The 26,528-nt window shown below is 65.4% G+C and carries 30 protein-coding genes; 17 read left to right on the plus strand and 13 right to left on the minus strand.

Annotation, left to right across the window (positions count from 1 at the left end; all coding sequences use genetic code 11):
• Window positions 1-36 precede the first annotated feature (36 nt).
• Window positions 37-369 carry an accessory factor UbiK family protein gene (locus PD284_RS09835; RefSeq protein WP_274628021.1) on the minus strand — a complete coding sequence of 111 codons (333 nt, stop codon included), beginning with the start codon at window positions 367-369 and terminating at the stop codon, window positions 37-39.
• Window positions 370-595: 226 nt separating this feature from the next.
• Here PD284_RS09835 and PD284_RS09840 point away from each other — a divergent pair, with 226 nt between their 5' ends.
• The 4 genes from PD284_RS09840 (at window position 596) to PD284_RS09855 (ending at window position 5,935) form a co-directional block, all read left to right on the plus strand.
• Entirely contained in the window at window positions 596-1,129 is a 534-nt protein-coding gene (locus PD284_RS09840) for a Kazal-type serine protease inhibitor domain-containing protein (RefSeq protein WP_274628022.1), read from the plus strand.
• A gap of 148 nt (window positions 1,130-1,277) precedes the next feature.
• Window positions 1,278-4,451 (plus strand): excinuclease ABC subunit UvrB, encoded by a 3,174-nt coding sequence (gene uvrB, locus PD284_RS09845; RefSeq protein WP_274628023.1) that lies wholly within the window; start codon window positions 1,278-1,280, stop codon window positions 4,449-4,451.
• A gap of 82 nt (window positions 4,452-4,533) precedes the next feature.
• Window positions 4,534-5,142, plus strand: coding sequence for a DUF922 domain-containing Zn-dependent protease (locus PD284_RS09850; protein ID WP_274628024.1), 609 nt, complete (start codon window positions 4,534-4,536; stop codon window positions 5,140-5,142).
• Window positions 5,143-5,308: 166 nt separating this feature from the next.
• Window positions 5,309-5,935 carry a class I SAM-dependent methyltransferase gene (locus PD284_RS09855; protein WP_274628025.1) on the plus strand — a complete coding sequence of 209 codons (627 nt, stop codon included), beginning with the start codon at window positions 5,309-5,311 and terminating at the stop codon, window positions 5,933-5,935.
• Between the two features lie 66 nt (window positions 5,936-6,001).
• Here PD284_RS09855 and clpS read toward each other — a convergent pair whose 3' ends face one another.
• Window positions 6,002-6,307 (minus strand): ATP-dependent Clp protease adapter ClpS, encoded by a 306-nt coding sequence (clpS, locus tag PD284_RS09860; RefSeq protein ID WP_274628026.1) that lies wholly within the window; start codon window positions 6,305-6,307, stop codon window positions 6,002-6,004.
• Between the two features lie 141 nt (window positions 6,308-6,448).
• On the opposite strand from clpS, the gene PD284_RS09865 reads away from it, so the two are divergent.
• From PD284_RS09865 to PD284_RS09875, 3 genes are all read left to right on the plus strand, one after another.
• The gene (locus PD284_RS09865) at window positions 6,449-7,426 is read left to right on the plus strand and encodes a hypothetical protein (protein WP_274628027.1); all 978 of its coding nucleotides are present in this window, start codon (window positions 6,449-6,451) and stop codon (window positions 7,424-7,426) included.
• 381 nt (window positions 7,427-7,807) lie between these two features.
• Window positions 7,808-8,050: a DUF1344 domain-containing protein gene (locus tag PD284_RS09870; RefSeq protein ID WP_274628028.1), complete on the plus strand. Its 243-nt coding sequence runs from the start codon at window positions 7,808-7,810 to the stop codon at window positions 8,048-8,050.
• Window positions 8,051-8,183: 133 nt separating this feature from the next.
• Complete coding sequence (locus PD284_RS09875; RefSeq protein ID WP_274628029.1) at window positions 8,184-9,404, plus strand: NAD-dependent epimerase/dehydratase family protein; 1,221 nt, start codon at window positions 8,184-8,186, stop codon at window positions 9,402-9,404.
• A gap of 34 nt (window positions 9,405-9,438) precedes the next feature.
• On the opposite strand, the gene PD284_RS09880 is transcribed toward PD284_RS09875, so the two are convergent.
• Entirely contained in the window at window positions 9,439-9,636 is a 198-nt protein-coding gene (locus PD284_RS09880; protein ID WP_274628030.1) for a type II toxin-antitoxin system HicA family toxin, read from the minus strand.
• Window positions 9,637-9,873, minus strand: coding sequence for a DUF1902 domain-containing protein (locus tag PD284_RS09885; RefSeq protein ID WP_274628031.1), 237 nt, complete (start codon window positions 9,871-9,873; stop codon window positions 9,637-9,639).
• A 110-nt stretch (window positions 9,874-9,983) separates the two neighbouring features.
• Here PD284_RS09885 and PD284_RS09890 point away from each other — a divergent pair, with 110 nt between their 5' ends.
• The 4 genes from PD284_RS09890 (at window position 9,984) to PD284_RS09905 (ending at window position 13,338) form a co-directional block, all read left to right on the plus strand.
• Window positions 9,984-10,793 (plus strand): glycosyltransferase, encoded by an 810-nt coding sequence (locus PD284_RS09890; protein WP_274628032.1) that lies wholly within the window; start codon window positions 9,984-9,986, stop codon window positions 10,791-10,793.
• Entirely contained in the window at window positions 10,790-11,704 is a 915-nt protein-coding gene (locus PD284_RS09895; RefSeq protein ID WP_274628033.1) for an NAD-dependent epimerase/dehydratase family protein, read from the plus strand. The genes PD284_RS09890 and PD284_RS09895 overlap by 4 nt, the downstream gene beginning before the upstream one ends.
• A gap of 87 nt (window positions 11,705-11,791) precedes the next feature.
• Entirely contained in the window at window positions 11,792-12,730 is a 939-nt protein-coding gene (locus tag PD284_RS09900; protein ID WP_274628034.1) for a diacylglycerol/lipid kinase family protein, read from the plus strand.
• A gap of 101 nt (window positions 12,731-12,831) precedes the next feature.
• Window positions 12,832-13,338 carry a GNAT family N-acetyltransferase gene (locus PD284_RS09905; RefSeq protein ID WP_274628035.1) on the plus strand — a complete coding sequence of 169 codons (507 nt, stop codon included), beginning with the start codon at window positions 12,832-12,834 and terminating at the stop codon, window positions 13,336-13,338.
• Between the two features lie 9 nt (window positions 13,339-13,347).
• Here the strand turns inward: PD284_RS09905 and PD284_RS09910 are convergent, their stop codons facing one another.
• Together PD284_RS09910 and PD284_RS09915 are read right to left on the minus strand one after the other, a co-directional pair.
• Window positions 13,348-14,559: a mandelate racemase/muconate lactonizing enzyme family protein gene (locus tag PD284_RS09910; protein ID WP_274628036.1), complete on the minus strand. Its 1,212-nt coding sequence runs from the start codon at window positions 14,557-14,559 to the stop codon at window positions 13,348-13,350.
• Between the two features lie 54 nt (window positions 14,560-14,613).
• Window positions 14,614-16,230 (minus strand): GMC family oxidoreductase, encoded by a 1,617-nt coding sequence (locus tag PD284_RS09915; RefSeq protein WP_274628037.1) that lies wholly within the window; start codon window positions 16,228-16,230, stop codon window positions 14,614-14,616.
• Window positions 16,231-16,416: 186 nt separating this feature from the next.
• On the opposite strand from PD284_RS09915, the gene PD284_RS09920 reads away from it, so the two are divergent.
• Window positions 16,417-16,815, plus strand: a complete 399-nt coding sequence (locus PD284_RS09920) for an acyl-CoA thioesterase (RefSeq protein ID WP_274628038.1) — start codon at window positions 16,417-16,419, stop codon at window positions 16,813-16,815.
• A gap of 124 nt (window positions 16,816-16,939) precedes the next feature.
• A complete protein-coding gene (locus tag PD284_RS09925) occupies window positions 16,940-17,692 on the plus strand; it encodes a YbaY family lipoprotein (protein WP_274630595.1) in 753 nt (250 codons plus the stop codon).
• 7 nt (window positions 17,693-17,699) lie between these two features.
• Here PD284_RS09925 and PD284_RS09930 read toward each other — a convergent pair whose 3' ends face one another.
• The gene (locus PD284_RS09930; protein WP_274628039.1) at window positions 17,700-18,104 is read right to left on the minus strand and encodes a winged helix-turn-helix transcriptional regulator; all 405 of its coding nucleotides are present in this window, start codon (window positions 18,102-18,104) and stop codon (window positions 17,700-17,702) included.
• Between the two features lie 90 nt (window positions 18,105-18,194).
• On the opposite strand from PD284_RS09930, the gene PD284_RS09935 reads away from it, so the two are divergent.
• The gene (locus tag PD284_RS09935; RefSeq protein ID WP_274628040.1) at window positions 18,195-18,794 is read left to right on the plus strand and encodes an NADPH-dependent FMN reductase; all 600 of its coding nucleotides are present in this window, start codon (window positions 18,195-18,197) and stop codon (window positions 18,792-18,794) included.
• 54 nt (window positions 18,795-18,848) lie between these two features.
• Here PD284_RS09935 and PD284_RS09940 read toward each other — a convergent pair whose 3' ends face one another.
• The 5 genes from PD284_RS09940 to PD284_RS09960 form a co-directional block, all read right to left on the minus strand.
• The gene (locus tag PD284_RS09940) at window positions 18,849-20,159 is read right to left on the minus strand and encodes a hemolysin family protein (RefSeq protein WP_274628041.1); all 1,311 of its coding nucleotides are present in this window, start codon (window positions 20,157-20,159) and stop codon (window positions 18,849-18,851) included.
• 77 nt (window positions 20,160-20,236) lie between these two features.
• The gene (locus tag PD284_RS09945; RefSeq protein ID WP_411956191.1) at window positions 20,237-20,962 is read right to left on the minus strand and encodes an LssY C-terminal domain-containing protein; all 726 of its coding nucleotides are present in this window, start codon (window positions 20,960-20,962) and stop codon (window positions 20,237-20,239) included.
• A gap of 14 nt (window positions 20,963-20,976) precedes the next feature.
• Entirely contained in the window at window positions 20,977-21,870 is an 894-nt protein-coding gene (locus PD284_RS09950; protein ID WP_274628042.1) for an extensin-like domain-containing protein, read from the minus strand.
• 93 nt (window positions 21,871-21,963) lie between these two features.
• Window positions 21,964-22,863 (minus strand): extensin-like domain-containing protein, encoded by a 900-nt coding sequence (locus PD284_RS09955; RefSeq protein WP_274628043.1) that lies wholly within the window; start codon window positions 22,861-22,863, stop codon window positions 21,964-21,966.
• A 62-nt stretch (window positions 22,864-22,925) separates the two neighbouring features.
• Window positions 22,926-23,351, minus strand: a complete 426-nt coding sequence (locus tag PD284_RS09960) for a DUF3775 domain-containing protein (protein ID WP_274630597.1) — start codon at window positions 23,349-23,351, stop codon at window positions 22,926-22,928.
• Window positions 23,352-23,517: 166 nt separating this feature from the next.
• On the opposite strand from PD284_RS09960, the gene PD284_RS09965 reads away from it, so the two are divergent.
• The 3 genes from PD284_RS09965 (at window position 23,518) to PD284_RS09975 (ending at window position 25,235) form a co-directional block, all read left to right on the plus strand.
• Window positions 23,518-23,868 carry a DMT family protein gene (locus tag PD284_RS09965; RefSeq protein ID WP_274628044.1) on the plus strand — a complete coding sequence of 117 codons (351 nt, stop codon included), beginning with the start codon at window positions 23,518-23,520 and terminating at the stop codon, window positions 23,866-23,868.
• A gap of 106 nt (window positions 23,869-23,974) precedes the next feature.
• On the plus strand, window positions 23,975-24,580 hold the full coding sequence (locus PD284_RS09970; RefSeq protein ID WP_274628045.1) for a hypothetical protein: 606 nt from the start codon (window positions 23,975-23,977) through the stop codon (window positions 24,578-24,580).
• Window positions 24,581-24,692: 112 nt separating this feature from the next.
• A complete protein-coding gene (locus PD284_RS09975) occupies window positions 24,693-25,235 on the plus strand; it encodes a tetratricopeptide repeat protein (protein WP_274628046.1) in 543 nt (180 codons plus the stop codon).
• A 12-nt stretch (window positions 25,236-25,247) separates the two neighbouring features.
• On the opposite strand, the gene PD284_RS09980 is transcribed toward PD284_RS09975, so the two are convergent.
• On the minus strand, window positions 25,248-26,291 hold the full coding sequence (locus PD284_RS09980; protein WP_338036645.1) for a PQQ-dependent sugar dehydrogenase: 1,044 nt from the start codon (window positions 26,289-26,291) through the stop codon (window positions 25,248-25,250).
• Between the last annotated feature and the right edge of the window lie 237 nt (window positions 26,292-26,528).

Genomic DNA, 26,528 nt, shown 5'->3' on the forward strand with positions numbered 1-26,528 from the left:
TCGGCGCCCTGTGGACAACACGGTTAAGATTTTTAACTATTTCTTGGGAGCGGCCCGGCTGGATCGCTTCGCGGCGGCCTCCGGCGCGTCCGCACCCGGGGCTTGCGCGCTTCCCTGCTGCGCCGCGAGTTGCGCCTCGAGCGCATCGATGCGCGCGGCGAGCTTCTGGTTTTCCGCACGGGCCTTGGCAGCCATCTCGCGAACCGCCTCGAACTCTTCCCGCTGGACGATGTCCATCGAGTTGAGCATGCGCTCCGCCTGCGCCCGGAAGGCCGTCTCCACCTCACGGCGGACGCCCTGGGCCGCGCCGGCGGCGTCGGTCATCAGTTTCGCGAATTCGTCGAGAATGCGGTTGGGTCCGTTCGACATGGGGCGTACTCCGAAAGCTCACTTCGAGGTAGGCAAGCAGGCGGCGGAATGCAAGCGGAAACCGGCCGCTGCGACCCGCGCCGGAAGCGCGCTCGCCGATGGCGGAACCAGCGTGCGCCGATGTCGGTTGTGGGCAGAAGCTTGCAACGGCTGGTATTGATTCTGCAGCGGGAATCGCGAGGATCGAGCCAGGGACGAGCCGAGCTTTCGCGGAGAGAAGGGTCACATGGGATTCCTGCCATCGATACGGGCGCGCACGCGCGCGCTGCTCCTGTTCTTCGTCGTCGCCTTGTCCGCCTGTACGGTGGTCGTGGACGATGACGCCGGCCCGATCCGGCCCGGCCCCGGACCCATCTGCACCCGCGAATACGACCCGGTCTGCGCACAGCGCGGCGGCGATCGCCAGACCTTCGCCAATGCCTGCATGGCCGACCGGTCTGGCTACCGAGTCGTCAGCCGCGGCGAATGCCGGCGCGGCGGCGGCGTTGGGGGCGGGCGGTTCTGCACCCAGCAATACGATCCGGTCTGCGCGGAACGTCGCGGCAATCGCCAGACGTTCGGCAATTCCTGCCTAGCCGAGCAGGCCGGCTACCGCATCGTCAGCGACGGCGAGTGCCGGCGCGGTGGCGATCGCGATCGCTTCTGCACCCGCGAGTATGCGCCGGTCTGCGCGCGCCGCGGCGGCCAGATAAGAACGTTCCCGAACTCCTGCGAGGCGGATGTGGCCGGCTTCAGGATCCTCCGCGACGGACCCTGCTGACGGTTGGGCTCGGACCGGCGACCGAGGCGGCGGGGCGGCTCTGCACAACGCTGCTCCTGCCAGCCTGTTGTCAGGAGCCGCCGCGCGTGCGCCGCCGATCGCGCGCCCCGCCCTTTCCATTCGCGTCGGCTGTGACCATATTCGGCCCATGGCCGACTCCGACAAGAAACCTGCGCCGTCGAAGACGACGCGCGACGAACGCCCGCGGCGCAGCCGCGGCAGTCCTGTGACGGATTACCTCGATGCGTCCGAGCCGCTGCATCGGCCCGGCCTCGGCGAAGCGCCGCAGGCCGAACTCTCCGGTACGCCGCTGACCGGCTCGATCTCCGACTGGGCCGAGCAGATTTCGCGCGAGGCGGAGCGGGAAGGGCGCCAGGCAATCTCCCCCCTCGAGGGGGAGGTGTCGCCGAAGGCGACAGAGGGGGTAACCTCAGAAGATAACGGCAAGAAGCGCGCGGCCGCGGGGACCCCATCCAAGTCTTCGAAGCGCATCCCCGAGCGCTCATCCGCCCCGACCAAGACCGCTCGCGGCACCTCGATGGGCGGCGCAGCGACGGCGCGCGAACGCGCGGCGGCCGGCCTCAATCCGGTCGCCGGCCTCGACATCGACCTGGAAGACGCCGAGACGCTGACCAATTCCGGCGTGACGGCGACCGTTGCGGCGCTGTCGGCCCTGATCGAATCCGGCAATCCGCTGCACAAGAACGGCAAGCTGTGGACGCCGCACCGTCCGGAGCGCCCGGAGAAGTCGGAAGGCGGCATCGCCATCCAGATGGTGTCCGAATTCGAGCCGGCGGGCGACCAGCCGACGGCGATCAAGGACCTCGTGGAAGGCGTCAACAATGCCGACCGCACGCAGGTCCTGCTCGGCGTCACCGGCTCCGGCAAGACCTTCACCATGGCCAAGGTGATCGAGCAGACGCAGCGTCCGGCGTTGATCCTGGCGCCGAACAAGACGCTGGCCGCCCAGCTCTACGGGGAGTTCAAGAACTTCTTCCCGGACAACGCGGTCGAGTACTTCGTCAGCTACTACGACTATTATCAGCCCGAGGCGTACGTCCCGCGCACCGACACCTTCATCGAAAAGGAATCGTCGATCAACGAGCAGATCGACCGGATGCGCCACTCGGCGACGCGCTCGCTGCTCGAACGCGACGACGTCATCATCGTCGCCTCCGTCTCCTGCATCTACGGTATCGGGTCGGTCGAGACCTATACGGCGATGACGTTCCAGATGCAGATCGGCGACCGGCTGGACCAGCGCCAGCTGCTCGCCGACCTCGTCGCCCAGCAGTACAAGCGCCAGGACGCGAACTTCGTGCGCGGCTCGTTCCGCGTGCGCGGCGACACCATTGAGATCTTCCCGGCCCACCTGGAGGACCGCGCCTGGCGCATCACGCTGTTCGGCGACGAGATCGAGGCGATCACCGAGTTCGACCCGCTGACCGGGAGCAAGACCGGCGAGCTGAAGAGCGTCAAGATCTACGCGAACTCGCACTATGTCACGCCGCGCCCGACACTGACGCAGGCCGTCAAGTCGATCAAGGAAGAGCTCAAGGGCCGCCTCGCGGAACTGGAGAAGGCCGGCCGGCTGCTGGAGGCCCAGCGGCTTGAGCAGCGCACCCGTTTCGACATCGAGATGCTCGAGGCGACCGGCTCCTGCGCCGGCATCGAGAACTATTCGCGCTACCTGACCGGGCGTCAGCCGGGCGACCCGCCGCCGACCCTGTTCGAGTACATTCCCGACAACGCGCTAGTCTTCGTCGATGAAAGCCACGTCACCATTCCGCAGATCGGCGGCATGTACCGGGGCGACTTCAGGCGCAAGGCGACGCTGGCCGAGTATGGGTTCCGGCTGCCGTCCTGCATGGACAACCGGCCGCTGCGCTTCGAGGAGTGGGACGCCATGCGGCCGCTGTCTGTTGCGGTGTCGGCGACGCCGGGCGCCTGGGAGATGGAGCAGTCCGGGGGCGTGTTCGCCGAGCAGGTCATCCGCCCGACCGGGCTGATCGATCCCCCCGTCGAGGTGCGGCCGGCCAAGACCCAGGTCGACGACGTGGTCGGCGAGATCAACGAGACGACGCGCAAAGGCTATCGCACGCTCGTCACGGTGCTGACCAAGCGGATGGCCGAGGACCTGACCGAGTACCTGCACGAGCGGGGCGTACGCGTGCGCTACATGCACTCCGACATCGACACGCTGGAGCGCATCGAGATTCTTCGCGATCTGCGACTCGGCGCGTTCGACGTGCTGGTCGGCATCAACCTCCTGCGCGAGGGTCTCGACATTCCGGAGTGCGGCTTCGTCGCCATCCTCGACGCCGACAAGGAAGGTTTTTTGCGCTCCGAGACTTCGCTCATCCAGACCATCGGCCGCGCGGCGCGAAACGTCGACGGCAAGGTGGTGCTCTACGCCGACAACATCACCGGCTCGATGGAGCGGGCGATGGCGGAGACCAACCGCCGCCGTGAGAAGCAACTCGAATACAACGCCGCCCATGGCATCACGCCGGAAAGCGTGAAGAGCCGCATCGCCGACATCCTGGACTCGGTCTACGAGAAGGACCACGTGCGCGCCGACATCACCGGCTTCGCCGAGGATCAGGGCGCGATGATGGGCAACAATCTGAAAGCCCACCTCGAGGCCCTCACGAAGCAGATGCGCGATGCCGCCGCCGACCTCGACTTCGAGAAGGCGGCGCGGTTGCGCGACGAGATCAAGCGCCTGCGCGAGATGGAACTCGCCATCTCCGACGATCCGATGGCGCGGGAGGTGGAGGGGCAGAGCCCGGCCAGCGGTCGCGAAAAGGGCAAGCACAACAAGGGCGTCGCGAAGCATCGCACGGCCGAGGAGCAAGAGCGCTTCCGCAAGATGGACGAGGCGCGGACGGCCGAAGAGGCAGCCAAGGTGGCCCGGCCGAACATGTTCCGAAAGCCGGAACTGGACGAGATGGGCCGCGCCGGCGACTACGCTGCGCCTGCGGGTCGCGGCGGCAAATCGCTCTTCGAGAAACCGTCCCTGGACGACATGGGACCGGGCACCGACGCTGTGGCGCCGGCCGGCGCCGTCTCGCGCTCCCTCTTCAAGAAGCAGTCGGCCAAGGAGGCGCATGGCGCCGACTACGGCATGACGGGTTCATCGGACAAAACCCTGTTCCGCAAGAACTCGCTGGACGAGATGACGGTACGGCGCACCGAGCAGCCGGTCGAAGGCGTCAAGCCCATCAAGCGCGCGCAGATCGGCATTGGATCGTACGAGGATCCGGCTGACCAGAAACGCAAGGGGCGCACCAAGGGGAAGACCGGACGCCCGGGACATTGACCGTTGCAGGCAACGTCGGGTTGCTCCGCTGTCCGGCATTCGCTAGTGCTCGAACCGGACCATCCGCAATTCGAGGACAGGCGTGAGGAATCGTCAACGGCTCGGGCTCCTGAGTATCGCGCTTGGGTGCCTGTCTTCCCCGGCCGCTGCCGCCGAGTGGCAGGCAACCGAGGTCGTCAAGACCTACTCCATCGCGGGTGCGACGGGCCAAGAGCTCTATGCCTCGATCGGCGAGCGCGGGCCGACCGTCGGCAAGTCGGGTGGCCGGACGATCGCGCACACCACCTTCGATCTGAAATGGTCGCGCAAATATGTCCCGCAGGCCGACGGCAGTTGCCGGCTCGTCTCGGCAAAGCCGTGGATGACGATCACCTACACGCTGCCAAAGCCCTCGGCCAAGCTGCCCGCCGGGACGCGCGAGAGGTGGGCAACCTTCATCGACGGCCTGCAGCGGCACGAGAAGGTGCATGGCGACCATATGAAGGAAATGGTCGACCGGATCCTGGCGACGACGGTCGGCGTGACGGTGCCGAACGATCCGAAGTGCCAGAAGATCCGCCAGCAGCTCCAGCAGCCGCTGTCCGAGGCGTCCCTGGAGCAACGCCGCCGCAGCGCCGAGTTCGACCGCGTCGAGATGAGCGACGGCGGCAACGTGCACCGGCTGATCCTGGGGCTCATCAACGGCGATTGAGCCGCATCCGCAATGCGCCGCAGGCAGGGGCGGAGCACGAAAACGTGTGTTAGACCCGCCTCAGCAATGTCGCCAAAAATCTCGCAGACAATCGTAGAGGGTGGTAGCGTTGCGCTCGCTGGGCGGTGTCGCACACATACTGCCCCAATCAAGTTTAGGCGATTTCATGAATACCCCGGATGCTGGCGGCCGGCCCCATTGGGACGACGTCTATGCCCGCAAGGACGAGGCCGAGGTCAGCTGGTTCGAGGAGGTTCCCGAACTTTCGCTCGAACTCATCGCCGCGACTGGCGCACGGCCTGATGGGCGCATCGTCGACATTGGTGGCGGTGCGTCGCGGCTGGTGGATTGTCTCCTCGACCACGGCTTCACGGACCTGACGGTGCTGGACCTGTCTCCCAAGGCGCTCGCCCAGGCGCGCTCGCGTCTCGGCGGACGGGCGGACCGGGTGACATGGATCGCTGCCGACGTGACCTCCTGGACTCCTCCGATGCAGTACGAGGTCTGGCACGACCGGGCAGCCTTCCATTTCCTTACCGACGCCGACGACCGCTGCCGCTATGTGAAGACCCTCGAAGCGGCTCTGTCGCCCGGGGGCCACGCGATCATCGCGACCTTTGCGCTCGACGGTCCCGAAAAGTGCAGCGGACTGCCGGTCGCCCGCTACGATCCGGAAGGACTCGCGGAGGCGCTCGGTCCGGGCTTCCGCCTGGTCGAAGCCCGCCGCCACGTTCATGAAACGCCGTGGGGCTCCACCCAATCCTTCCAGTCCAGCCGTTTCGTCCGCAGCTGAACCGGCCCTTGGGCTGAGCTTTCATCGCGCCGCCGGTACGATGAATTCACGTCGCGAGCCCGTCACTCACTCTTCCGGTTCGGTCGTGAACAGCAGCGGATAGCCGGCTGCCTTGCCGGCGTCGGTGGCACGGGTCGCTTTGGTCTCCGCGACGTCCCTGGTGAAGACGGCGACGACGCAGACGCCGCGACGGTGCGCGGTGATCATGACCCGATAGGCCTGGTCCTCGCTCAAACGGAATTCCGCCTTGAGCACGCGGACGACGAACTCGCGCGGCGTAAAATCGTCGTTGACGAGGATCACCTTGTGCAGCTTCGGCCGCTGGGTCTTCGGCTTTGCCCGGGTCTGGGGTCTGAGCTCGATGCCGGCCATCAGACGTCACTCCGATGAGGACGGCATCGTCGCACGGAACGCCGTATTGGTCCATTGTCGCCCGGCAGTGGTCGCGCCGACCGAGGTGACGCCGCCCGAAAGTCGCGATATTCCTTTGCTGACCGCGCCGAGGAGGCAAGCATGGATACGCAGGATTTCATGCCGAACGAAACCGTGCTGGCCCGCATCCGCGCCGATATCGAAGCCTATGAAGCCGAGCGCCAGACGACGCGGCGCAACGCTGCGATACGCGTGCCGGCCTACCTGATTTCCATCATCGTCATCGTTGTCATTCTGGCGCTCGCCCTGAACAGCTTCGCGGACCCCAACGAGCAGTGGGTCTCGGCGCTGCACGTCTTTCTCTATGTCGGCGGGCTTGTGGCCCTGTTCGTCGCCTACAGGTCGGCAACGAGCCCCGTTCGCCGGCTGCAGACCTCCTTCCGTGCAAGACTGCTGCCCACCATCTTCAGCTTCGTCGACGATCTGAAGTATCAGAAGGGCGCGACGCCGGCATCGGCGGCTCGCCTGCCGAAGGACACGATCGGCGACTTCGACCGCATCACCTATGACGATGAGATATCCGGCGCCTGGCAGGGCTTCGGCTTCGAGATCTACGAGGCCGTGTTCTCGCAGCGCTCGGTCAAGGCGCCGTCAACGGTCTTCCGCGGCGTGGTGGTGGCGCTCGAAACCGAGCGCGCGTTTCCGGGCGTTCTCGTCGCGACGCGCAAGGCGAACCGGGTGAGTTCCTTCTTCCACGGCATATTCGGGAACGACCTCCAGGAAATCCGGAGCGGCGTGGACGTGCTCGACTCGGCCTATGATTTCAGGACGGACAATCCCACCGCGGCGCTGCCGCTGGTGACCGGGCGGATGGCGCAGGCGCTGCAATGGCTCGGCGAAGCCTGGCCGGAGGAGCCTGCGCGCATCGCGCTCAAGGATCGCGACGCGTTCCTGCTCTTGCCCCAGTCCAAGAACTTCTTCGAACTTCCGGATGTCTCGCTGCCGCTCGACTACAAGTCGCATGTCGTGCCGATGATCGCCGATCTTGCCTCGCTGCTGGCGACCGGTGCGCTGGTGCGCCGGATCGGCGATGCCGATGCACGCCCGGAGCGATCCTGACCCCTCTCGGTTGCCCCGGGCGGCGCGGAACCTCACGCCTGCAACATTTTCTGTTGCACTTCGTGATCGAGTTCTTCTCGAAACAAGGCGAGCGTGGGGCTCGCGACCCAGCGCGCCACATTCCCCGCAGAGGCAGGAAGGGACGGGCTTTCAAGCCGGCTTCGCGCCGATGCTTCGACGGCTGCAAATCAGCCGAAACAGCCCGGACCGTCCGAATGTGACGAAAATAAGCCTATGAAATCATTTATCAATTTCATCCTTCGTGATTTGAAGGCCCCCTCTTTCGTGGCCTATCTCCGGGTCGTTCGCCGGGCACTTCCGCAACTCCCCCGCAACGAGGCGCCCGGACGGACAAGCTTAAAGAAACGAGGAGTACTCTTCATGAAGAAGTTTCTAGCCACGACCGCCGCCACGCTCGCCCTGATCGGAGCCGCCTATGCCGGAACCGTCGAAGGCGTGGTCCAGTCGGTGGATCCGGCGACCCGGACGATTACCCTCGAAGACGGCAAGAGCTTCGTGGCGCCTGAAGGCACAGCCGTCGACGGCTTGGCCGCAGGCTCCAAGATCAAGGTGACGGTGGACGACAGCACCGGCAACGTCACCGCGGTCGAAACCGCCTCCTAAACGCAGCTTGCAGGTGCGAAGGGCCGGCCGTCGCGCCGGCCCTTTTCGTCGGGCATTGCGCGACAGCGCATGCAACTCCTGTCACAATTGCTCATTATGCCGGGTAAGGACCGACCGGAGAGGGGACGATTCGATGAAGATTGCTGTGCTTGGTGGCGACGGCTTCATTGGCTGGCCGACCTGCCTCAACCTGTCCGACAAGGGCCATGAGGTTCACATCCTCGACAACCTGTCGCGGCGCTGGATCGACACCGAGCTGGGCGTCCAGTCGCTCACCCCGATGGACTCGATCCAGGAGCGGACGCGCATCTGGTACCAGGAGACCGGCCGGCGCATCCATTTCCACCTCATCGACATCGCCCGCGACTACGAGGTGCTGAAGCAGTGGCTGGCCGAGTACCGCCCCGAGGCGATCGTCCATTTCGCCGAGCAGCGCGCCGCGCCGTATTCGATGAAGAGCGACCGCCACAAGAACTACACGGTCAACAACAACGTCAACGCCACCCACAATCTGCTCAACGCGCTGGTGGAACTGGGCCTCGACTCGCATCTCATCCATCTCGGCACGATGGGCGTCTACGGCTACTCGACGGTGGGCGCCGCCATCCCGGAGGGGTATCTCGAGGTCGGCATCGACACGATGGAGGGCGAAACGGCGAGGCAGGAGATCCTCTATCCGTCCAACCCCGGTTCGATCTACCATATGACGAAATGCCTGGATCAGCTGCTGTTCCAGTTCTACGCCAAGAACGACGGCCTGCGTATCACCGACCTGCACCAGGGCATCGTCTGGGGCACGCACACCGAGCAGACGCGCAGGCATCCGCAGCTGGTCAACCGCTTCGACTATGACGGCGACTATGGCACCGTGCTCAACCGCTTCCTCATCCAGGCCGCGATCGGCTATCCGCTGACGGTGCACGGCACCGGCGGCCAGACGCGCGCCTTCATCCACATCGAGGATTCCGTGCGCTGCATCGAGCTGGCCTTGCAGACTCCTCCCAAACGCGGCTCTCGCGTAAAAATCTTCAACCAGATGACGGAGACGCATCGCGTCCGCGATCTCGCCGAGCTGGTGGCGCGCCTCACCGGCAGCCAGGTGGCCTACCTGCCCAACCCGCGCAAGGAGGCGGCCGAGAACGATCTCGTGGTCCGCAACGACCAGTTCATAGAGCTCGGCCTCAATCCGATCACGCTGGAGGAGGGTCTGCTTTCCGAGGTGGTCGACGTCGCCAAGAAGTTCGCCTACCGCGTCGACCGCAGCCGCATTCCCGCCGTCTCGGCCTGGACCAAGGACATCGCGTCGGCGATCGATCGCGATCCGGAGGGAAAGAGGCTGAAGAGCGTCGGCTAGGTGCGCCCAGGCTGTCGAAGGATTTCTCGGGAGTTCAGAAAGCCTTTGGAAGGCCCGCCTGGCGCAGGATCGCGTTCGCAGTGTGCCGGCTGGGAATGCCAATAGGTACGGCGAAATTTCGCTTGGTGATCGGGCTGTGCCAGATTTCGTGGCTTCCCTTGCCCTGCCGGATCAGAGTGCAACCGGCGGCGCGCAGCAACTCTCTCAGCGGACGGTCGAATTGCGGCGCCATTCAGGCCGCCGCCGGCTCCGCTTCGCGCAATGCTGTGATCTGAAGATACACTGATCCGGGATCGACTCCAGGATGATTGTCCGGCAGCAAATCGAGGGCCATCGCCGACATTCGGGCCAGCAAACCATCTAGCGTCGCAGCGTCGGCAGCCGCGGGTATGTCGTCGCAACGCCCGCTCCAAACTGACGCTTCGTCATCCCAGACGGCTGAGATTGTGAAAATGAGGGGTTTCGACATGTTTGCTCCGTCGGCGTGATGGAATTTATAACACGCCCGACGGCGCGCAGCGAGACTTGGTGCCGTCGATCCCTTTATCGCTCGCAAAGCACGGGATAGAAGCGGCAACTATGCCCCGCCACGCCTACGTCACCCTCGTCACCAACGCCGATTTTTGCGAAGGCGCGATGGCGTTGGTCCGCTCGCTGGCGCTCACGGGCACCGCCGCCGACATCGTCGTGATGCACACCGGCGGGGTCGACGATGCGCGCCTTGCGCCGCTCGCCGCACTCGGCGCCATTCTCACGCCCGTCGACCTGCTGCCGACCTCCGACGCCTTCAACGAACGCCACGCCCGCTCCAACATCCACGGCAAAAACCCCTTCACCAAGGGACGAAAGCCCGCCTTCCACACGCCGCTCGACAATTTTGCCAAGCTCAGGCTGTGGGAGATGACCGGCTACGACCGGGTCGTCTTCCTCGACGCCGACACGCTGGTGCTGAAGAACATCGACCGGCTGTTCGGCTATCCCGAATTCTCCGCCGCACCCAATGTCTACGAGTCGCTTGCCGATTTCCGCCGGCTCAACTCGGGCGTCTTTGTCGCCAGGCCATCCGCGGCCACCTTCGCGGACATGCTGGAGCGTCTCGACCGGCCGGATGCCTTCTGGCCGCGCACCGACCAGACGTTCCTGCAGAGTTATTTTCCGGACTGGCACGGCCTGCCGGTCTTCTTCAACATGTTGCAATATGTTTGGTTCGCATTGCCCGAATTGTGGGATTGGAACTCGATCTCGGTGGTCCACTACCAGTACGAGAAACCCTGGGAGGCGGGCCACCCGAAGGCGGAGAGGCTCCAGCCACTGATCGACCTCTGGCATGCCTATCGTTCGGGCGAGGGAATCCCGGACCGGGCATCCCTGCGAAATCCTGGATCATGACGCGGAAGATCGTCGTTTCCGGCGGGACCGGCTTTGTCGGCCGCTTCATCGTCGAACGCCTGCTCGCGGATGGTCATGCGGTGCGCGTGCTCGGCCGCACCGCGCCCCCGGACGGCTTCTTCACCGGGCCGGTCGAATTCGTCGCTGCCTCGCTCGAGCCGACGGCGATCGGTCCAAACCTGTTTGCGGATGCGGGTGCCTTCGTTCACGCCGCCTTCGACCACATTCCCGGAAAATACCGCGGCGGGGAGGGGAGCGATCCGGCGGGTTTCCGGCGGCTCAACATCGAGGGATCGGCGGCGATGTTCGACGCGGCGCGGGTCGCCGGGGTGGAGCGCGTCGTCTTCCTGTCGAGCCGTGCCGTCTACGGAACCCAGGCTGCCGGCGCGGTCCTCATGGAGGCGACCGAGCCGCGGCCGGACACGCTCTATGGCGAAGTAAAACTAGAGGCGGAGCGGCGGCTCCTCGCCATGGCCGGCGCCGGTTTCGCGCCGACGGTCCTGCGCGTCACCGGCGTCTACGGACCCGCTGGACCGGGACGCGCCCACAAATGGCAGCAGCTCTTCGCCGATTTCCTCGACGGGCAGCCCATCGCGCCGCGTGTCGCAACCGAGGTCCACGGCCAAGACGTCGCTTCCGCCGCATCGCTGATGCTGGCGCAGGAACCGCCTGTCGTATCCCGCCAGGTCTACAACGCTTCCGACATAGTGGTTGATCTCCACGACCTGCTTGGCATCGTTGCCCGGGTCGCCGGCGCTTCGGCTCTGCCGCCGGAACGGGCCGATGCCGCCCAGCTCAATGTCATGTCGACGGCCAGGCTGAAGCGTCTCGGCTGGCGTCCCGGCGGGGTGGCGCTGCTCGAGCGGAGCGTCGCGGAACTGGTGCGCATGATGCCGGTCCGCCCTGCCTGATCGACGCTCCCGTTCCTGTGGGTCTGCCCCTTGCCTATCCGCGAGCGGCGTCGGATGGTGAGCCGTCAACCGTGCCGGGAGGAACGCGTGACGGTAGGCGTGATCATGAACCCGGTTGCCGGCGGCGGCAGGCTGAAGCAGGAGTGGCCCGGCATACGGGCCGAGCTGGAAGCCAGGATCGGGGTGTTCGAGCTGCGCGAAACGGGTGAGCCGGGTGACGCGGCGATCTTCGCACATGCCTTTGCTCTTTCCGGCTTCGAGAAGATCATCGCGGTGGGGGGCGACGGCACCGTCGGCGAGGTGGTCGACGGCCTGCTGATGGCGCGGGAGGAAGGTGCGGGCAAGGTCGAGCTCGGGGTGGTGCCGTGCGGCTCGGGTTCCGATTTTGCGCGGGGTCTCGGCCTGCCGCTCGAGCCCCTGGCCGCCGCGCGGCGCTTCGCCGACGGGGAGGCCCACGCCATCGACGTCGGCCGCGTGTGCTATGTCGGGGAGACCGGGCGGCTGGCGAGCCGGCACTTCGTCAACATCGCAAGCCTCGGCATATCGGGCCCGATCGCGCGCGCCGTGAATGACGACAGGCGCAAGGAGCGGGTGTCGGCCGAAGCGCTGTTCTACTGGCGCACCGTTTCCGAGCTAGTCCGCTACCGTTTTCGCCACGTCCGGATTACGATCGATGACCAGCCGCCCTTCGAGGCGCGGGTGGCCCTGGTCGCGGCCTCGAACGGAAAGTTTTTCGGCGGCGGCATGATGATCGCGCCGGACGCTGCGCCGGACGATGGCCTGCTCGACGTCGTCGTGCTCAGCAGCGCGAGCAAGCCTCGGCTGATCTGGGACCTTCGGCTCGTCTATGGGGGCCGTCATCGGCATCACCCCGCCATCACGATCCTGCGCGGCAGGCGCATCTCCGTCGAGCCGCTCGGCGACCCGCCGGACGACTGCGCGCTGGTCGAGGTCGACGGCGAGTGCCCCGGCCACATCCCGGCGACCTTCGAGATCCTGCCGAAAGCGCTTACGTTGAGATATTGAGTCAAGAGCCTCGCATTTTTGTTCACGGTGTTCGCGCGGTGAATCCGATCGACCAGGCAACCTATTGAACTATCAAGGAATCTGCTTCGGAGTGGGATGACATGGTGCAGATCGTCTCCGGTGTTACCGATCGCCAGCTCGACGATGCCCGCGCCCTGATGCGGGCGTTCGTCGCCTGGCATCGCGAACGTCACGTCGAAGACCGTGCTCTGATCGACGCCTATTTCGACGAAGACGAGTTCGCCGCGGAACTCGCTTCCTTACCCGGCAAGTACGGCCCTCCTGACGGGCGCCTCCTGCTCGCCTATGTCGATGGCGAGGCAGCGGGGTGCGTTGCCCTGCGCGACCTTGGTGGCGGCATCTGCGAAATGAAACGGATGTTCGTGCCGGATAGGTTCCGCGGGAAGGGGATAGGGTGGGCGCTTGCGGAGCGTGTCATCGAGGAGGCTCGCACGGCCGGCTACAGCCGCATGCGCCTCGACACCAGCAAAAGGCAGAACGAGGCCATGCGGCTCTACGAGCAGATTGGCTTCCACCGCACCGAGCCCTATTACGAGCTGCCTCCTGACCTCAGGGACTGGCTGGTGTTCTTCGAACGCGAGTTGTGACGCCGCCGCTCAGGGGAACAGCGGGTCCTGCGCCATCTCGAGATGCAGCGCCGTGCCCATGTAGGGATGCGCCTCGCACACGCCCTCGTCGAGTTCCACGCCGAGGCCGGGTTCCTTCGACGGGATGACGTGGCCGTCCTGCCATTCGATCTTCCTCTTCAGCAACTGTTCGTGGAAGCCATCCCACTGCTTCAGCGACTCCAGGATCAGGAAGTTCGGCAGCGTGACCGCCAGCTGGATGTTGGCGGCCCCGACGATCGGCCCGCAATAGCAGTGCGGTGCGACCTGGATGTGGAAGGCTTCCGCCATGGCGGCGATCTTCTTGGTCTCGAGGATGCCGCCGGAGCGGCCAAGGTCCGGCTGCAGGATCGCCGCGGCGCGGTTCTCGATGACGCGCGCGAACTCCCACTTGGTCGTCAGCCGCTCGCCGGTGGCGATCGGGATTTTTGTCCCGCGCGCCACTTCGGCCATCACCTCCGGCATATCAGGCGGCACCGGCTCCTCGAACCAAAGCGGGTCGTAGGGCTCCAGCGCGCGCGCCATGCGCAGCGCGCCCGAGGCGGTGAACTGGCCGTGCGTGCCGAACAGGATGTCCGCGCCGTTGCCGACGGCCTCGCGGATGGCCTTCACCATACGGGCCGAGAGGTCGATGTCGACCAGCCGCGGCTGGTGACCGTCGAAGGCGGTGTAGGGGCCGGCGGGGTCGAGTTTTACCGCATCAAATCCCTGCGCCACGTAGAGCGACGCGCATTCGGCCGCCATGTCGGGATCGTTGTAGACGTTCTTCGGCCCGACATCCTCCGTGTGCACGCTGCCCGTGTGCGGGTAGAGGTAGGTATAGGAGCGGAGGGTCTCGTGCACCTGTCCGCCGAGCAGCTTGTAGACCGGCTTGCCGGCTTCCTTCCCGATGATGTCCCAGCAAGCCATCTCGAGCGCGGACACGCAGCCCTGCATGGAAACGTCGGGACGCTGGGTGAAGCCGGACGAATAGGCGCGGCGGAAGAAGGTCTCGATGTCGTGCGGGTCGCGTCCGATCAGATAGCGCGCCGCGCAGTCCTCGATCATCCGGGCGGTGACATGCGGCCCGAAGGTCGCGTTATAAGCCTCGCCATAGCCAACGACATTGGAGTCGGTGGTGAGACGCACGAAGATGAAATACTTGCCGCCGATGCCCGGCGGCGGATTGCCCACGACCCAGGTTTTTACGTCGGTGATCTTCATGTCTGACCCTCGAAGGTTGGCGATTCCTCTCCCAAGGATGGGGGAGAGGAAGCCCTACTCGCTATCCTCCAACACCACCTCCGCGCCCTTCCATCCGGTCATGATCGACGGGGCGTTGGTGTTGCCGGAAATGTTCTCGGGGAAGATGGACGCATCGATGACGCGAAGTCCACCCAGCCCATGAACCCTGAGTCGCGCATCCACGACCGATTTCGCTGGATCGGGCCCCATGCGGCAGGTCGAGACCGGATGATAGACGGTCCCCGACCGCTTCCTGAAATCCTGAATCAGGTCGTCGTCCGATGTCACTGAAGGACCTGGCAAAATCTCCTCCTCGATGAACTCCGCCAGGGCCGGCTGGGCGGCGATCCTGCGGACGAACTTTACCGCCGCCAGCATCTCCGCGACATCGTGGTCCGTCGCGTAGGCATTTGCGACGATCTGCGGATACTGCCGGGAATCCCTGGAACGGATCATGATCTCGCCACGGCTTGTCGGCCGGCAATTCGACAGGCCGATGGAGAAGCCAGGCCACGGGTCGGGCGTCAGGATCGGCCGCTCTCCACTCTTCGGGATGACGGTCGAGAAGGCCTGGAAGTAGAGCTGCATGTTGGGCCGCGCCTCGCCGGCATCGGTGCGGAAGAAGCCGCCCGCATTGTTCATCGACAGCGACAGCGGCCCCTTGCGCAGCAGCAGGTACTGCATGCCGACGAGCGCCTTGCCCCACCATGGCCGCAGCAGCTGGTTGAGCGTCGCCGTGCGGGCCCTGAACGTGTAGTTGATGCCGAGGTGGTCCTGCAGGTTGCGCCCGACATTCTCGTTTGCATGGAGCACGTCTATCCCGAGCCCCCCGAGATGGTTGCCCGGACCTACGCCCGAAAGCTGGAGCAGTTGCGGCGAGTTCACCGAACCCGCGGACACGATCACCTCGCGGCCAGCCCGGACAGTTTGCGTGCGGCCGCCCTGCTCGTACTCCACGCCGACCGCGCGCTTTCCTTCGAACAGGATCCTGGTCGCCAGCGCGTTCATCTCGACGCGCACGTTCGTACGCTTCATCGCCGGCCGCAGGAAGGCGCGCGCCGCCGACATGCGGCGGCCGTCCTTTGTCGAGATCTGGTAGATGCCGACGCCTTCCTGCGTGGCGCCGTTGAAATCGGGGTTGAAGGGGAGGCCGGCCTGCTCGGCGGCCTTCAGGTAGCGCCGGGTCAGCGGGTGGACGTCGGCCGAGCAGTCGGTCACGTGGACGGGGCCGCGCACACCGCGCCAGTCATCCGCGCCGGCCTGGTTGTCCTCGATCGCCTTGAAGGCGGGCAGCAGGTCGGCATAGCTCCAGCCGGAATTGCCCGCGGCCGCCCAGGAATCGTAGTCGGCGGGATGCCCCCTGATCCACACCATGGCGTTGATCGAACTCGAGCCGCCGAGCAATTTTCCCCGCGGCCAGTGGTCGGCATTGCCGGCGAGGCCGGGGTCCGGTTCGGTCCTGTAGTTCCAGTTGACCGCCGGGTCGAAGAACGTCTTGCCGTAGCCGAGCGGCATCTGCACGTAGAAGCGCCGGTCGCTTCCGCCCGCCTCAAGCACCAGGACGGAATGGCGTCCGCTGGCCGACAGTCTTTCTGCGACCACCGATCCGGCAGACCCGGAACCGACGATGACGAAGTCGTAAGTCTGCATTCGCTGCTTTGGTCCGGCTGTCGCTGAAGCCGAGACTAGCGGGCTCCGCGCAGGCGGTCATCGCGCCATCCGGCATTGCCTGTGACAAAAACGACGGCGTCGCGAGCCGCTTTGGCGGGCTCGACGTCGCGTTGACCAGAACACTGCCGCCCGCTAGGCATTTTTCTGCAGAAACAGGAGTGGCTCGTGGTTCACTACGCCGACGGACAGACCCCCACCGGAGAGCTTACGCTCCGAACGCTGGCGATGCCATCGGACGCCAATGCGGCGATGGACATCTTTGGCGGCTGGGTGATGGCGCAGATGGACCTTGCCTGCGGCATCCGCGCCGCCGAGCGCGCCAAGGGCAGGGTGGTCACGGCCGCGGTGAAGGAGATGTCGTTCGCCAAGCCGATGAAGATCGGCGACACGCTCTGCATCTACACCCACATCACCCGGATCGGGCGGACCTCTATGACCCTCAAGGTGGAGGCGTGGGCGCAGCGCTATCTGAGCGACCTCATGGAAAAGGTGACGGACGCCGATTTCGTCATGGTGGCGCTCGACAACGATCGCAAGCCGAAACCGGTGCCGCCGGAAAGCTAGGACGTCTCGGGCGCGGTCAACCGCGCGCTGCGGAGGGATCTTGCTTTGCCGTCGCGGCCGATGCGGCCTATATCGCCGCTGGGAGGATCGCGAAGCCAGCAGGAGAGATGAGCAATTGAGCAACATGACCCGCCGACAGGTCGCCACCGGCCTGGGATTGCTTGGGATGATGCTTTCGTCGGGCATCGCAAGCGCGAAGCCCCGCACGATCGAGGGGACAGTGATGTATCGCGAGCGGATGGCCTTGCCGCCGAACGCCGTGGTCGAGGTCCGGCTGCTTGACGTCTCGCTGGCGGATGCGCCCTCGCGGACGATCGCAACGACCACGGTGCGGCCGAGGGGCCAGGTGCCGATCCGCTACCGGCTCCGCTTCGACGATTCCACGATCAAGCCGCGCCGGCGCTACGCGCTGCAGGCGCAGATCACGGTCGACGACCGGCTCTGGTTCACGTCGACCACCCACCATCCCGTCTTCACGGGAGGGCGGGATCAGACCGATATCATGGTCCAGCGCGTCGCAGAAGAACCGGGCAAGGATGCCGCGCGAAGCCCGGCCGGCCGCTGGCTGGCCGAGGACATCCGCGGGCGCGGGGTCATCGACAACCTGCAGACCGTGCTCGTGATCGCCAGAGACGGCAGGGTGTCGGGAACCGGCGGCTGCAACCGCCTGACGGGATCCGCAAAAATTTCCGGAAACCGCATTTCCTTCGGCCAGGTCGCCAGCACCCAGATGGCCTGCGTGCCGGCCGCGATGGACCAGGAGGGCAAGTTCTTCGCCGCGTTGAGGGACGTCCGCTCCTGGCGCACCGACGCCCGCGGCAAGCTGCAACTGCTCGACGCGCGCCGCAGGCCGATCATCGTCCTGGCGCGCATGTAGCCCGCTTTCAGCTGGCGGCGGCCAGCCCCAGGGGTTTGTCGGGCTGCGAGGACGCAGCCCGCTCGAACCGGCGCTTGGCCTCGTCCATGCGCTCACGGTTGGCCTTCGCCCATTCGATGAGGCCATGGACGGGCTCCAGCAGGTCGCGGCCGAGATCGGTCAGCGCATATTCGACGCGCGGCGGCACGGTCGGATAGACGGTGCGGGTCACGAAGCCGTCCTGCTCCAGATCGCGCAGCGTCGTCGTCAGCATCTTCTGCGAGATGTTGCCGATGGTGCGGCGCAGTTCGTTGAAGCGCATGGCGCCCTCGCCGAGCTGGCTGACGACGAGCACGGTCCACTTGTCGCCGAGGCGCTGCAGCACGTCGCTGATGGCGCGGCAGTCGGGATGGTCACGGTGCCTAGGTTTCAAGAAAGTGCCTCCTTGCGGCTTCTGCAGTCACTCTCCTATGTAGTGCAGGTATCCAACGGATACCACCTTTGTCCCAAGAGAGGTTATACCATGCCCAAGCCCAAGATCGGGATCGTGGTCGGTTCGGTCCGCCCGAATCGCTTCGCCGATCATCCCACCAAGTGGATCGCCGAGATCGCCAGGAGCCATCCGGAACTCGAGTTCGAAATCGTCGACCTCAAGGATTATCCGCTGCCGCTCTTCAACGAAGTCGCGTCGTCCCTCTATGTCCCCTCGACGAGTGAAGTCGCCCAGAAGTGGCAGCGCAAGATCGACAGCCTCGATGGCTTCATCTTCACGGCGGCCGAGTACAGCCGCGGCCCGACCGCAGCGCTGAAGAACGCGCTCGACTACGCCTATACCGAGTGGAACCGCAAGCCGGCCGCTTTCGTCGGCTACGGCGGCGTCGGCGGCGCCCGCGCCATCGAGCAACTGCGGCTTCACGCCATCGAGCTCCAGATGGTTCCGATCCGCAATGCGGTGCACATCGTCTGGGCAGATATGTTCCAGGTCATGCAGGGCGAGAAGAAGCTCGAGGAGTTCGAGCACCTCAACGCCGCGGCGCAGACCATGCTCAACGAATTCTCGTGGTGGGCCAAGCTGCTCAAGAAGGCCCGCGAAGATGACGCGCGGACCGCTCAGGCGGCCTGATGCCTGTCTACTGACGATTGATGTTCGAGGGCGGCCTTGCCGCCCTCATTTGTTTCAGGCCCGCGCCCGCTCGCGCCGGCCCGCAGACAGGCGCGAGGCCAGGACCTTGTCGATGCGCCGACCGTCGAGGTCGACCACCTCGAAGCGCCAGCCCTGCGCGTCGACCGTCTCTCCCGTGGTCGGGAGGTGGTGGAGGTGGGACAGTACGAACCCCGCCAGCGTCTCGTAATCACGATTCTCGGGCAGATCGATGTCGAGCTGGTCCGCCATCTCGTCGGCCGGCATATAGCCGGCGAGCAGCCACGAGCCATCGTCGCGCTGCACGGCGGTTTCCTCGCCTTCCTCGATATCGGCGCGAAACACGCCGGTGATCGCCTCGAGGATGTCGGCCGGCGTCACCAACCCCTCGAAATGTCCGTACTCGTCGTGGACGAGCGCCACCGGGGTATCGGATTCACGCAGCGTCGCGAGCACGTCAAGCGCATCGGCCTGATCGTGGACGATCGGCGCGCTGCGCAGGTGCTTGCGCACGTCGAGCGGCTTGCCGGCGAGCAGCGCGGCCAGCACGTCGCGCGAGGCGACGACGCCGACCATGGCGTCGACCGTGCCTTCACCGGCGGGCAGGCGCGAGTGCGCCGTCTCGATGAGCGTCTTGCGGATCGCGGCCTCATCGGCGTTGAGGTTGAGCCAGTCGACCTCGGTGCGCGGCGTCATGACGGCGCGCACGGCGCGGTCGCCCAGCCGCATCACGCCGGCGATCATGCGGCGCTCGTCGGATTCGATGGTGCCGTGATGCTCGGCCTCGGCGACCAGCATCTTGATCTCCTCGTCGGTGACCTTCTCCTCGGACTCGCCCTTCTGGCCGAGAAGCCAGAGCACGGCGCGGCCGGAGAAATCGAGCAGGTAGACGAGCGGCGCCGCCACCTTGGCGAGAATCGCCATCGCGGGAGCGACCTTCACCGCGATGCCTTCGGCGTTGCGAAGCGCGAGCTGCTTTGGAACCAGTTCGCCCACGATCAGGGACGCATAGGTGATCAGCGCCACCACGAGGCCGACGCCAAGGGTGCTGGAGACGCCAGGCGATATGCCGCTCTCGATGAGGACCCGGCTCAGGCGGTCGCCGAGCGTGGCTCCGGAGAAGGCGCCGGACAGGACGCCGACGAGCGTGATGCCGATCTGCACGGTGGAGAGAAACCGGCCGGGATTTGCAGCCAGTTCCAATGCCTTGGAGGCACCCTTGACCTTCCGTTCAACCATCGCCTTGAGGCGCGCCGGTCGGGAGGAGACGACAGCCAGTTCCGACATTGCCAGCAGGCCGTTCACGAATATGAGGACGACCACAATGCCGATTTCGACGTATACCATGATGCGTTTCAACTACACGAAGTGTGTGAAAGCTAAAATAGGCAAAGCCAAAAATCGGCAAGTGACCTTGCGCGCGCTCACGATGATGGCGTCAGCACCGTGCGCAAAATCATGCCGTCCGTGAAGTAGCGGTCCCCGCCGCCATTGACGCCGTTCTCGACCGGCCCGATTCCGTCGATCGTTTCAGTCGAGACGACATGCCCGGCCTTCGCCAGATCGGAGATGACGAAGTCTCGCTCTGCATCCAGGTCTGGGTCGATGTGGTGCGTTATTTGACCCGTGAAGTGGCTGACGCCGACGCCCCGGTCGTAGCTCGCCGCGCCGAACCAGGTCGGTCGTTCGTTCGCGCCGGCGTTGGCGTCCAACCACAGGCGGACGTGATGGCGCTTGTCCGGGCTCGTCCCCGACGGCTTCTCGAAGGCGAGGTCCTGTCGGCGGCCGTCGAACAGGAGCGTGCTGACCGGCGCGTCGAGATAGCGCCGGTCGAGCACGACGTCGAGGCCGATTTCCACGCTGGAACTGAGCGTAATCGGATCGGCGGCGTTCCACCTGGCGGCGGCGAAGGCGCGTATGACGTCCTCCTCGGAGCCGATCAGCGAAATATTGATCGGATCGCCCGGAATGCCGTCAGTGGTCGTGGTGAGAAAGTCTGCAGGCGCGCGATCGCGATCGTGCAGCAGCCAGAAAGCAGGCAAGGTGAAGTAAGCAACGAGAAGATAGGCGGCCGCGGCCCACATCGCCAGTTTCGCGGCGCGGGCCGATCGCCGTCGTCGTTGCTGCGGGGCGGCAGGCGTGTCAGCCATGCCGTCCACCGGCGTCAGCGGCAGGCGCGATAGCCGTTGCGGCGCGACTTGATGTCGAAATGGAAGTGGTCGGCATGGTCCGCATTATAGCCCGGCCCCAGCACCGTCGTAAAATATTCGCAGCCGTCCGCCCGCACTGTATTCAGCAGCCCACGCTTGCGGAAAGCGAACAGGCCGGGCTTGCGCACGTCGATCTTCTTGCCGCTGTTCAGCTCGATCTTCATGATGTCGATCGCATTGCCGGCGGAATGCTCCGAAGGCGTTCCGCGTGTGCCGGCAATGTTTCGGCAGGAATAGCTGGATCCCTGATGGATCGCCTTGACCCCGGAGAAGAAGCGCCATCGAGAGGCCGGAACGAGTTCATTCCGGGTCCAGGCGGCAAAAGCCTCCGCCATCTCGCAGTTCAGCGTTGCGGCCGGCCTGATGTGAACGCTTCCGATCCGCGACACCTTCACGGGATGCTCGACGTGACATGCACCGCCGTCGTTGATCGGATCGAGTTCGCGAAAGACGACGCCGAGCTTCTTCAACTGCTTGCGGCAGTTGAGGTCGTCGGCCGACATCGGCGCGATGATGTCGGCCGGCGCATCCATGCGGGGATAGCCGGCCATCACTGGTTCGCTCAGTTGCGGCGGCTCGCCCGCTTGCAGCGGTTCAATCAATTGCGGCGGTTCGATCGGCTGCGACGACGCGATCTGCCGCGGCGGTGCGATCAGTGACGATTGTACGGTCTGGGACTGGAACGTTGCGGACGTCTGGCTTTCCACGTCGACCTGCGGGCGCAGTTCCATGACGTCGCCCGATGTGCATGCGGAAATCGCCAGGAGAGCGAGCGCGGCAAGGGGAAGGCGGATGCGCGCCGTGCCTTGCCGCGCCTGGCGCCGCGCACCGCGGAAGTTGCCTGCCATCGTCCCTCTCCATGCCCGTTCCCCGAAGGCTGAAGCAAAACCGTAAAGGAAGGCTCTCGCGCGCCGGTCACCCCTGCGGCGAAACTGTGGCGTTCACTGACAGAAGGCGGAGCCGTTTCGGCGTGTCGCGAGATCGAAATGAAAGTGGTTGGCGTGATCGGCGTCGCTGCCGGGGCCGAGCACCGTCTTGAAAGGCCCGCAGGCGGCCTTGCGTAATTCGGCCAGGAACGGTCCGGCCTTGGGACCGGTGGTGGCTGCAACGTCGATGCCCGTTCCGTCCGCGAGCACGAAGCGGGCCATGTCCACTGCGTTGCCGAAAGCGTGCTCCGAGAGTTTCGAGCTTCCGTTGCGCGGACGGCAGACATAGGCCGAGGCGTTGGCGATCGATTTCAGTTCCGCGCCGTAGGCTGATTTGGCGGCCGGTGCGACGACGCTTTGCGCGAACTTGGCCGCGGCCTCGGCCATGGGGCAGTTCATCACGCCGGCCGGTTCGAGCGCGATGCCGGGGCCCAAGGTCGAAACCAGAAGCGGAAAGGGCATGCTGCACCCTTGCGCGTCATAGACTGACGATTGGAGCTCGAAGGCGACGCTCATCCGTTTCAGCCGCTCGCGGCATGCCTCATCGGTCCGTCGCAGGCCTTCGCTTACCTTCCGCGTGAAGTTCGTCGCATTGGGACGGCCGACACTGCGGGCCGGCGGCCGGGAGGTCTCTGCGTCGACGGGGGCGCCGGCGGGCGGCTTGACGTCCCGGGCGGCAGGCGGACGGGGTTCTGGGAGCGGGATGTCCTGGACAGGCGTCAGTCGCGGCTCGGTCTGGCCGTCTTGCCCACCTGCAGGCGCGTCTGGTGGCGTGTGCGGCGGTCTCGAGCTTGGGATGGGCGGCGACGAAGGCGGGTTGGGAAGGTTGGATTGATGAGATGATGCGCCCGCCGGGAATGGCGCGAGGGCGAGAGTTCCAATGAGGATCAAAAGCCAGCCATGGGGTGTCTCCATGCAGACCAATTGGAGCCGGAAGCACGCTGCGGCAAGCTCGCCACCGATCACGAAACGTTACGTCAGGCGCCGATCGCCTCGAGGCCTTCTTCCAACCAGTCGCCCAGCATGGGCATGCCGAGCAGATATTGGGCTGTCTTCCTGTTGCTGCGCTGGCGCGCTTCGGCAAGCGCTTCGGGCCACTCGGTTGCCTCGAAATCCCCGCGGCCGATCCACACCAGGGCGACGAGTTCCGCAGCCTCGTCGACGTTGAGATCGTTGATCAGCTCCCGCAGTTCCCTTTCGGTGAGATCCTGCTCCTCCTCCTCCGCCAATCCGTCGTGAAGGTGGCTGTCGCGCGAGCGGTCGTCGATCTCGATCTCGTGCTCGCTGCCGTCGTCATAGTCGGAATTCATGGCTGCGCTGATGGCCTTCGCCTTGAGCACAAAGAGCCGGACTGTGTCCGGGCCGATGGTGAGTTCCCACTCCTTTTCCGGGCGCTGAAGCACCATGTCGCCTCCTGCGTGCGGGGGACATGATAGACGATTTGGCCGTTTCGTCATGTCATCGTTTGTTGAGGACGGCAAAACGCGGCTGTCGGCGGCGCCGTCATTGACAGTTCCGGCGCGGCGCGGCAGCGATGCAGCAGTCCCCTCCGGCCGTGATTCTCCCCGCATGACGACCCTTCTGTCGCCCAAGGTGCTGCCGATCCTGCTGCTTATCGCGTCGAACGTTTTCATGACGTTCGCATGGTACGGCCACCTCAAGTTCAAGTCCGCGCCGCTCTACGCGGTGGTGCTGGTGAGCTGGGGCATCGCCTTCTTCGAGTACTGGCTGGCGGTCCCCGCCAACAGGATCGGTTCAGCCGCCTACTCCGCGGCAGAGCTGAAGACCATCCAGGAGGTGGTGACCCTCACCGTGTTCGCGGTCTTTTCGGTTCTCTACCTGAAAGAGACATTCACCTGGAACCATGTGGCCGGCTTCGCCCTGATCGCAGGCGGCGCCGCCCTGATCTTCCGGGCCTGAGGGGTACAATCAGAGCTGGCAGGGGGCTCTGGCCCGCTGGACATGATTTGCGCTTTGGAGGAAGCTGCGCGGCGCAACCTGCTTCATCATCCTCGGGAGGGGATGTATGTCGAGCCCGGACGATATCTTCGCTCAGATGACGGCGCAGAGCGTCGCGGGGCCACCGCCTGCGCCCCAGCGCCGCTTCGTGGGCGGCTTTCCTCCCCTCACCACGAGGGTGGCCGACCTGCCGTCGATCGAGCAGATCGACCTGCGGATGATGATCGAGTGGGTCATCGAAACGCACAAGATTTCCCCGTTTCCGGTGATCGAGATCAATTGCGTCGGCCATGCCGACCGGGACTTTCAGCGCGGCAAGGCTTTTGAGCAGGGCATCAGCGAAACCCGGGCGCTCTCCATCATGACGTTTCTGAGAAACGAGATCGCCCGGCTCGGCATGGACATCTTCGCGTCGATCACGCAGCCCACCTTCATCCCGATCTTCGCCAGGATCACCTTCAGCTTCGACGGCGTCGGCTCGGCGAAGCACATACCGGCGGTCAACGAAGAAGGCCGCCGACGCAACCGTCGCGTCACGATCGAATTCGTGCGGGGCAAGTCGCCGCAACCTTCGCGATTTCTGGGAGGAGCAGCAGCGTGGACGCGACAACCGGCACAAGGATGCGCCGGGCGACCCCGAGCCAGGCGATCAGGTGCGGCCGGAGCCGAATGAATAGACGGCCGTCGGGAATAAGATGATGGAAATGGGCGTTGTGGGTTGCGACGATCCTGTTTGACAGCAGCAAGACCTGTCGCTCTGGCCTATCAGTTGGAGGAGAACGTCGATGAAGACGCGGTTTTCGGCAGTCGTTGCGGCTGCGCTCGTTGCGGGCCTCACCCTTGCGGTGCCGGCCTATTCCGCAGGGGGCGGAGGCAGCAACGACACGGTCACCAAGTGCAAAAAGGGCATGATCTGGGACAAGGTCCAGAAAAGGTGCGTTCCGCCCAAGCAGGGTGCGGTGGACGACGAGAGCATCTACGAAGCGGGACAGGCGCTGGCTCGAGCCGAACGCTATGACGAGGCCATCGCGGTCCTGTCGCTGGCTGCAAACAAGTCCGACCCGCGCATCCTGAACTTCCTCGGCTTCTCGCATCGCAAGCAGGGCCGGCTCCTGGTCGGCTTCGGCTACTACGAGGAGGCGTTGCGCATCGATCCGGACTATACGCTGGCGCGCGAGTATCTGGGCGAGGCGCATCTGCAGCGCGGCGATCTCGCTGCCGCCAAGGAACAGCTGGCCGAGATCAAGAAGCGCTGCGGCACCACATGCGAGGAGTATGTGGATCTCTCAGGCGACATCCAGGCGTTCGAGAAGCAGAAGAAGGGCTGACGGCCGGAATCCCTAGTCGGCGCGCGAGAGGCGGACGATCTTGCCGTTCGCCTCGTCGGTCAGCAGCCAGATCGATCCGTCGGGAGCAACGTTCACATCGCGGATCCTGCCGAATGCGCCCTCCAGCATGCGTTCCTCGCCGGTGATCTTGCCGCTTGCGTCGCGGTCGAGGCGCGAGACGAGTTCGAACTTCAGCGATCCCACCAGGAGATCGCCGCGCCATTCCGGGAACATGTCGCCCTCGTAGACCGCCAGGCCGGAAGGCGCGATCGAGGGGTCCCAGTAGAACAGCGGCTGCTGCATGCCGGGCGCCTCCGTGCCCTTGCCGATCTTCGTGCCGGAATAGTTGACGCCATAGGAGATGGCCGGCCAGCCGTAGTTCTTCCCCGCCTCGGGCCGGTTCACCTCGTCGCCGCCCTTAGCGCCGTGCTCCACGGTGATCAGCCCATTCGTGGTCGGGTCGAAGGCCGCGCCCTGCACGTTGCGATGTCCCTTCGACCAGAGCTGCGGCAGTCCCACGGCCCCATCGGCGTACGGGTTGTCCGCGGGTATGCCGCCGTCCGGCTTGATGCGCAGCACGGCGCCGGCGCTGTCCTGCATGTCCTGGGCGCGCCTGCCGTCGCCGCGGTCGCCGGTCGTGATGAAGAGCGTGCCGTCGGGATGGAAGACCAGACGGGAGCCGAAATGCTGGCCTTTCCCGGTCTTCTTCTCCATCGAGAACACGGTCCTGACATCCTCCAGCCGGGCCGCGCCGCCATCGCGGACCAGTTTTGCCCGGGCGACAGCCGTGCCTGCGCCGCCATCCCCCGGCTCGGAGAAGGAGAGGAAGATCAGCCCGGAGGTCGCAAAATCCGGCGAGGCTTTCACGTCGAGCAGGCCGCCCTGGCCCTGCGCCCTGACCTCGGGCACGCCGCGAAGCGGCTCCGAGAGCTTGCCCTTCGACAGGATGCGCAACTGTCCCGTGCGCTCGGTCACCACCGCATCGCCGCCGGGGAGGAAATCGAGACCCCAGGGGTGATCGAGGCCATCGGCGACGACGTCAGCCTGGATGGACATGCTGTCGACCTCGAAGACCAGGTGGTCGGCCGCTGCGGCAGGGCGCCAGGCCGTCCCGAGAGCAAACACGACGGCGAGGAGGGGGGAAGCGGAATGTCTCATAGGGGCGACATAAGCGCCCGGCACAGGTGTGCAACCCGTTCGCCGGCCGCCGCGTCTTCACAAGATTGCGAGTTATGCCCAGCTGTGCAACCGACGGCACTTGCACGTCTCGAATTTTGAGCGTGAATATCCGGG

It is taken from the genome of Mesorhizobium shangrilense, from assembly GCF_028826155.1.
In the GTDB taxonomy this organism is placed as follows: domain Bacteria; phylum Pseudomonadota; class Alphaproteobacteria; order Rhizobiales; family Rhizobiaceae; genus Arvimicrobium; species Arvimicrobium flavum.

Excerpts from the sequence above, each read along its gene's own strand:
- PD284_RS09835 (WP_274628021.1), bottom strand. The coding sequence starts at position 369 with ATGTCGAACGGACCCAACCGCATTCTCGACGAATTCGCGAAACTGATG.
- PD284_RS09840 (WP_274628022.1), top strand. The coding sequence starts at position 596 with ATGGGATTCCTGCCATCGATACGGGCGCGCACGCGCGCGCTGCTCCTG.
- uvrB (WP_274628023.1), top strand. The coding sequence starts at position 1,278 with ATGGCCGACTCCGACAAGAAACCTGCGCCGTCGAAGACGACGCGCGAC.
- PD284_RS09855 (WP_274628025.1), top strand. The coding sequence starts at position 5,309 with ATGAATACCCCGGATGCTGGCGGCCGGCCCCATTGGGACGACGTCTAT.
- clpS (WP_274628026.1), bottom strand. The coding sequence starts at position 6,307 with ATGGCCGGCATCGAGCTCAGACCCCAGACCCGGGCAAAGCCGAAGACC.
- PD284_RS09865 (WP_274628027.1), top strand. The coding sequence starts at position 6,449 with ATGGATACGCAGGATTTCATGCCGAACGAAACCGTGCTGGCCCGCATC.
- PD284_RS09870 (WP_274628028.1), top strand. The coding sequence starts at position 7,808 with ATGAAGAAGTTTCTAGCCACGACCGCCGCCACGCTCGCCCTGATCGGA.
- PD284_RS09875 (WP_274628029.1), top strand. The coding sequence starts at position 8,184 with ATGAAGATTGCTGTGCTTGGTGGCGACGGCTTCATTGGCTGGCCGACC.
- PD284_RS09880 (WP_274628030.1), bottom strand. The coding sequence starts at position 9,636 with ATGGCGCCGCAATTCGACCGTCCGCTGAGAGAGTTGCTGCGCGCCGCC.
- PD284_RS09885 (WP_274628031.1), bottom strand. The coding sequence starts at position 9,873 with ATGTCGAAACCCCTCATTTTCACAATCTCAGCCGTCTGGGATGACGAA.
- PD284_RS09890 (WP_274628032.1), top strand. The coding sequence starts at position 9,984 with ATGCCCCGCCACGCCTACGTCACCCTCGTCACCAACGCCGATTTTTGC.
- PD284_RS09895 (WP_274628033.1), top strand. The coding sequence starts at position 10,790 with ATGACGCGGAAGATCGTCGTTTCCGGCGGGACCGGCTTTGTCGGCCGC.
- PD284_RS09905 (WP_274628035.1), top strand. The coding sequence starts at position 12,832 with ATGGTGCAGATCGTCTCCGGTGTTACCGATCGCCAGCTCGACGATGCC.
- PD284_RS09910 (WP_274628036.1), bottom strand. The coding sequence starts at position 14,559 with ATGAAGATCACCGACGTAAAAACCTGGGTCGTGGGCAATCCGCCGCCG.
- PD284_RS09915 (WP_274628037.1), bottom strand. The coding sequence starts at position 16,230 with ATGCAGACTTACGACTTCGTCATCGTCGGTTCCGGGTCTGCCGGATCG.
- PD284_RS09925 (WP_274630595.1), top strand. The coding sequence starts at position 16,940 with ATGACCCGCCGACAGGTCGCCACCGGCCTGGGATTGCTTGGGATGATG.
- PD284_RS09935 (WP_274628040.1), top strand. The coding sequence starts at position 18,195 with ATGCCCAAGCCCAAGATCGGGATCGTGGTCGGTTCGGTCCGCCCGAAT.
- PD284_RS09940 (WP_274628041.1), bottom strand. The coding sequence starts at position 20,159 with ATGGTATACGTCGAAATCGGCATTGTGGTCGTCCTCATATTCGTGAAC.
- PD284_RS09945 (WP_411956191.1), bottom strand. The coding sequence starts at position 20,962 with ATGGCTGACACGCCTGCCGCCCCGCAGCAACGACGACGGCGATCGGCC.
- PD284_RS09950 (WP_274628042.1), bottom strand. The coding sequence starts at position 21,870 with ATGGCAGGCAACTTCCGCGGTGCGCGGCGCCAGGCGCGGCAAGGCACG.
- PD284_RS09955 (WP_274628043.1), bottom strand. The coding sequence starts at position 22,863 with ATGGAGACACCCCATGGCTGGCTTTTGATCCTCATTGGAACTCTCGCC.
- PD284_RS09965 (WP_274628044.1), top strand. The coding sequence starts at position 23,518 with ATGACGACCCTTCTGTCGCCCAAGGTGCTGCCGATCCTGCTGCTTATC.
- PD284_RS09970 (WP_274628045.1), top strand. The coding sequence starts at position 23,975 with ATGTCGAGCCCGGACGATATCTTCGCTCAGATGACGGCGCAGAGCGTC.
- PD284_RS09975 (WP_274628046.1), top strand. The coding sequence starts at position 24,693 with ATGAAGACGCGGTTTTCGGCAGTCGTTGCGGCTGCGCTCGTTGCGGGC.
- PD284_RS09980 (WP_338036645.1), bottom strand. The coding sequence starts at position 26,291 with ATGTCCATCCAGGCTGACGTCGTCGCCGATGGCCTCGATCACCCCTGG.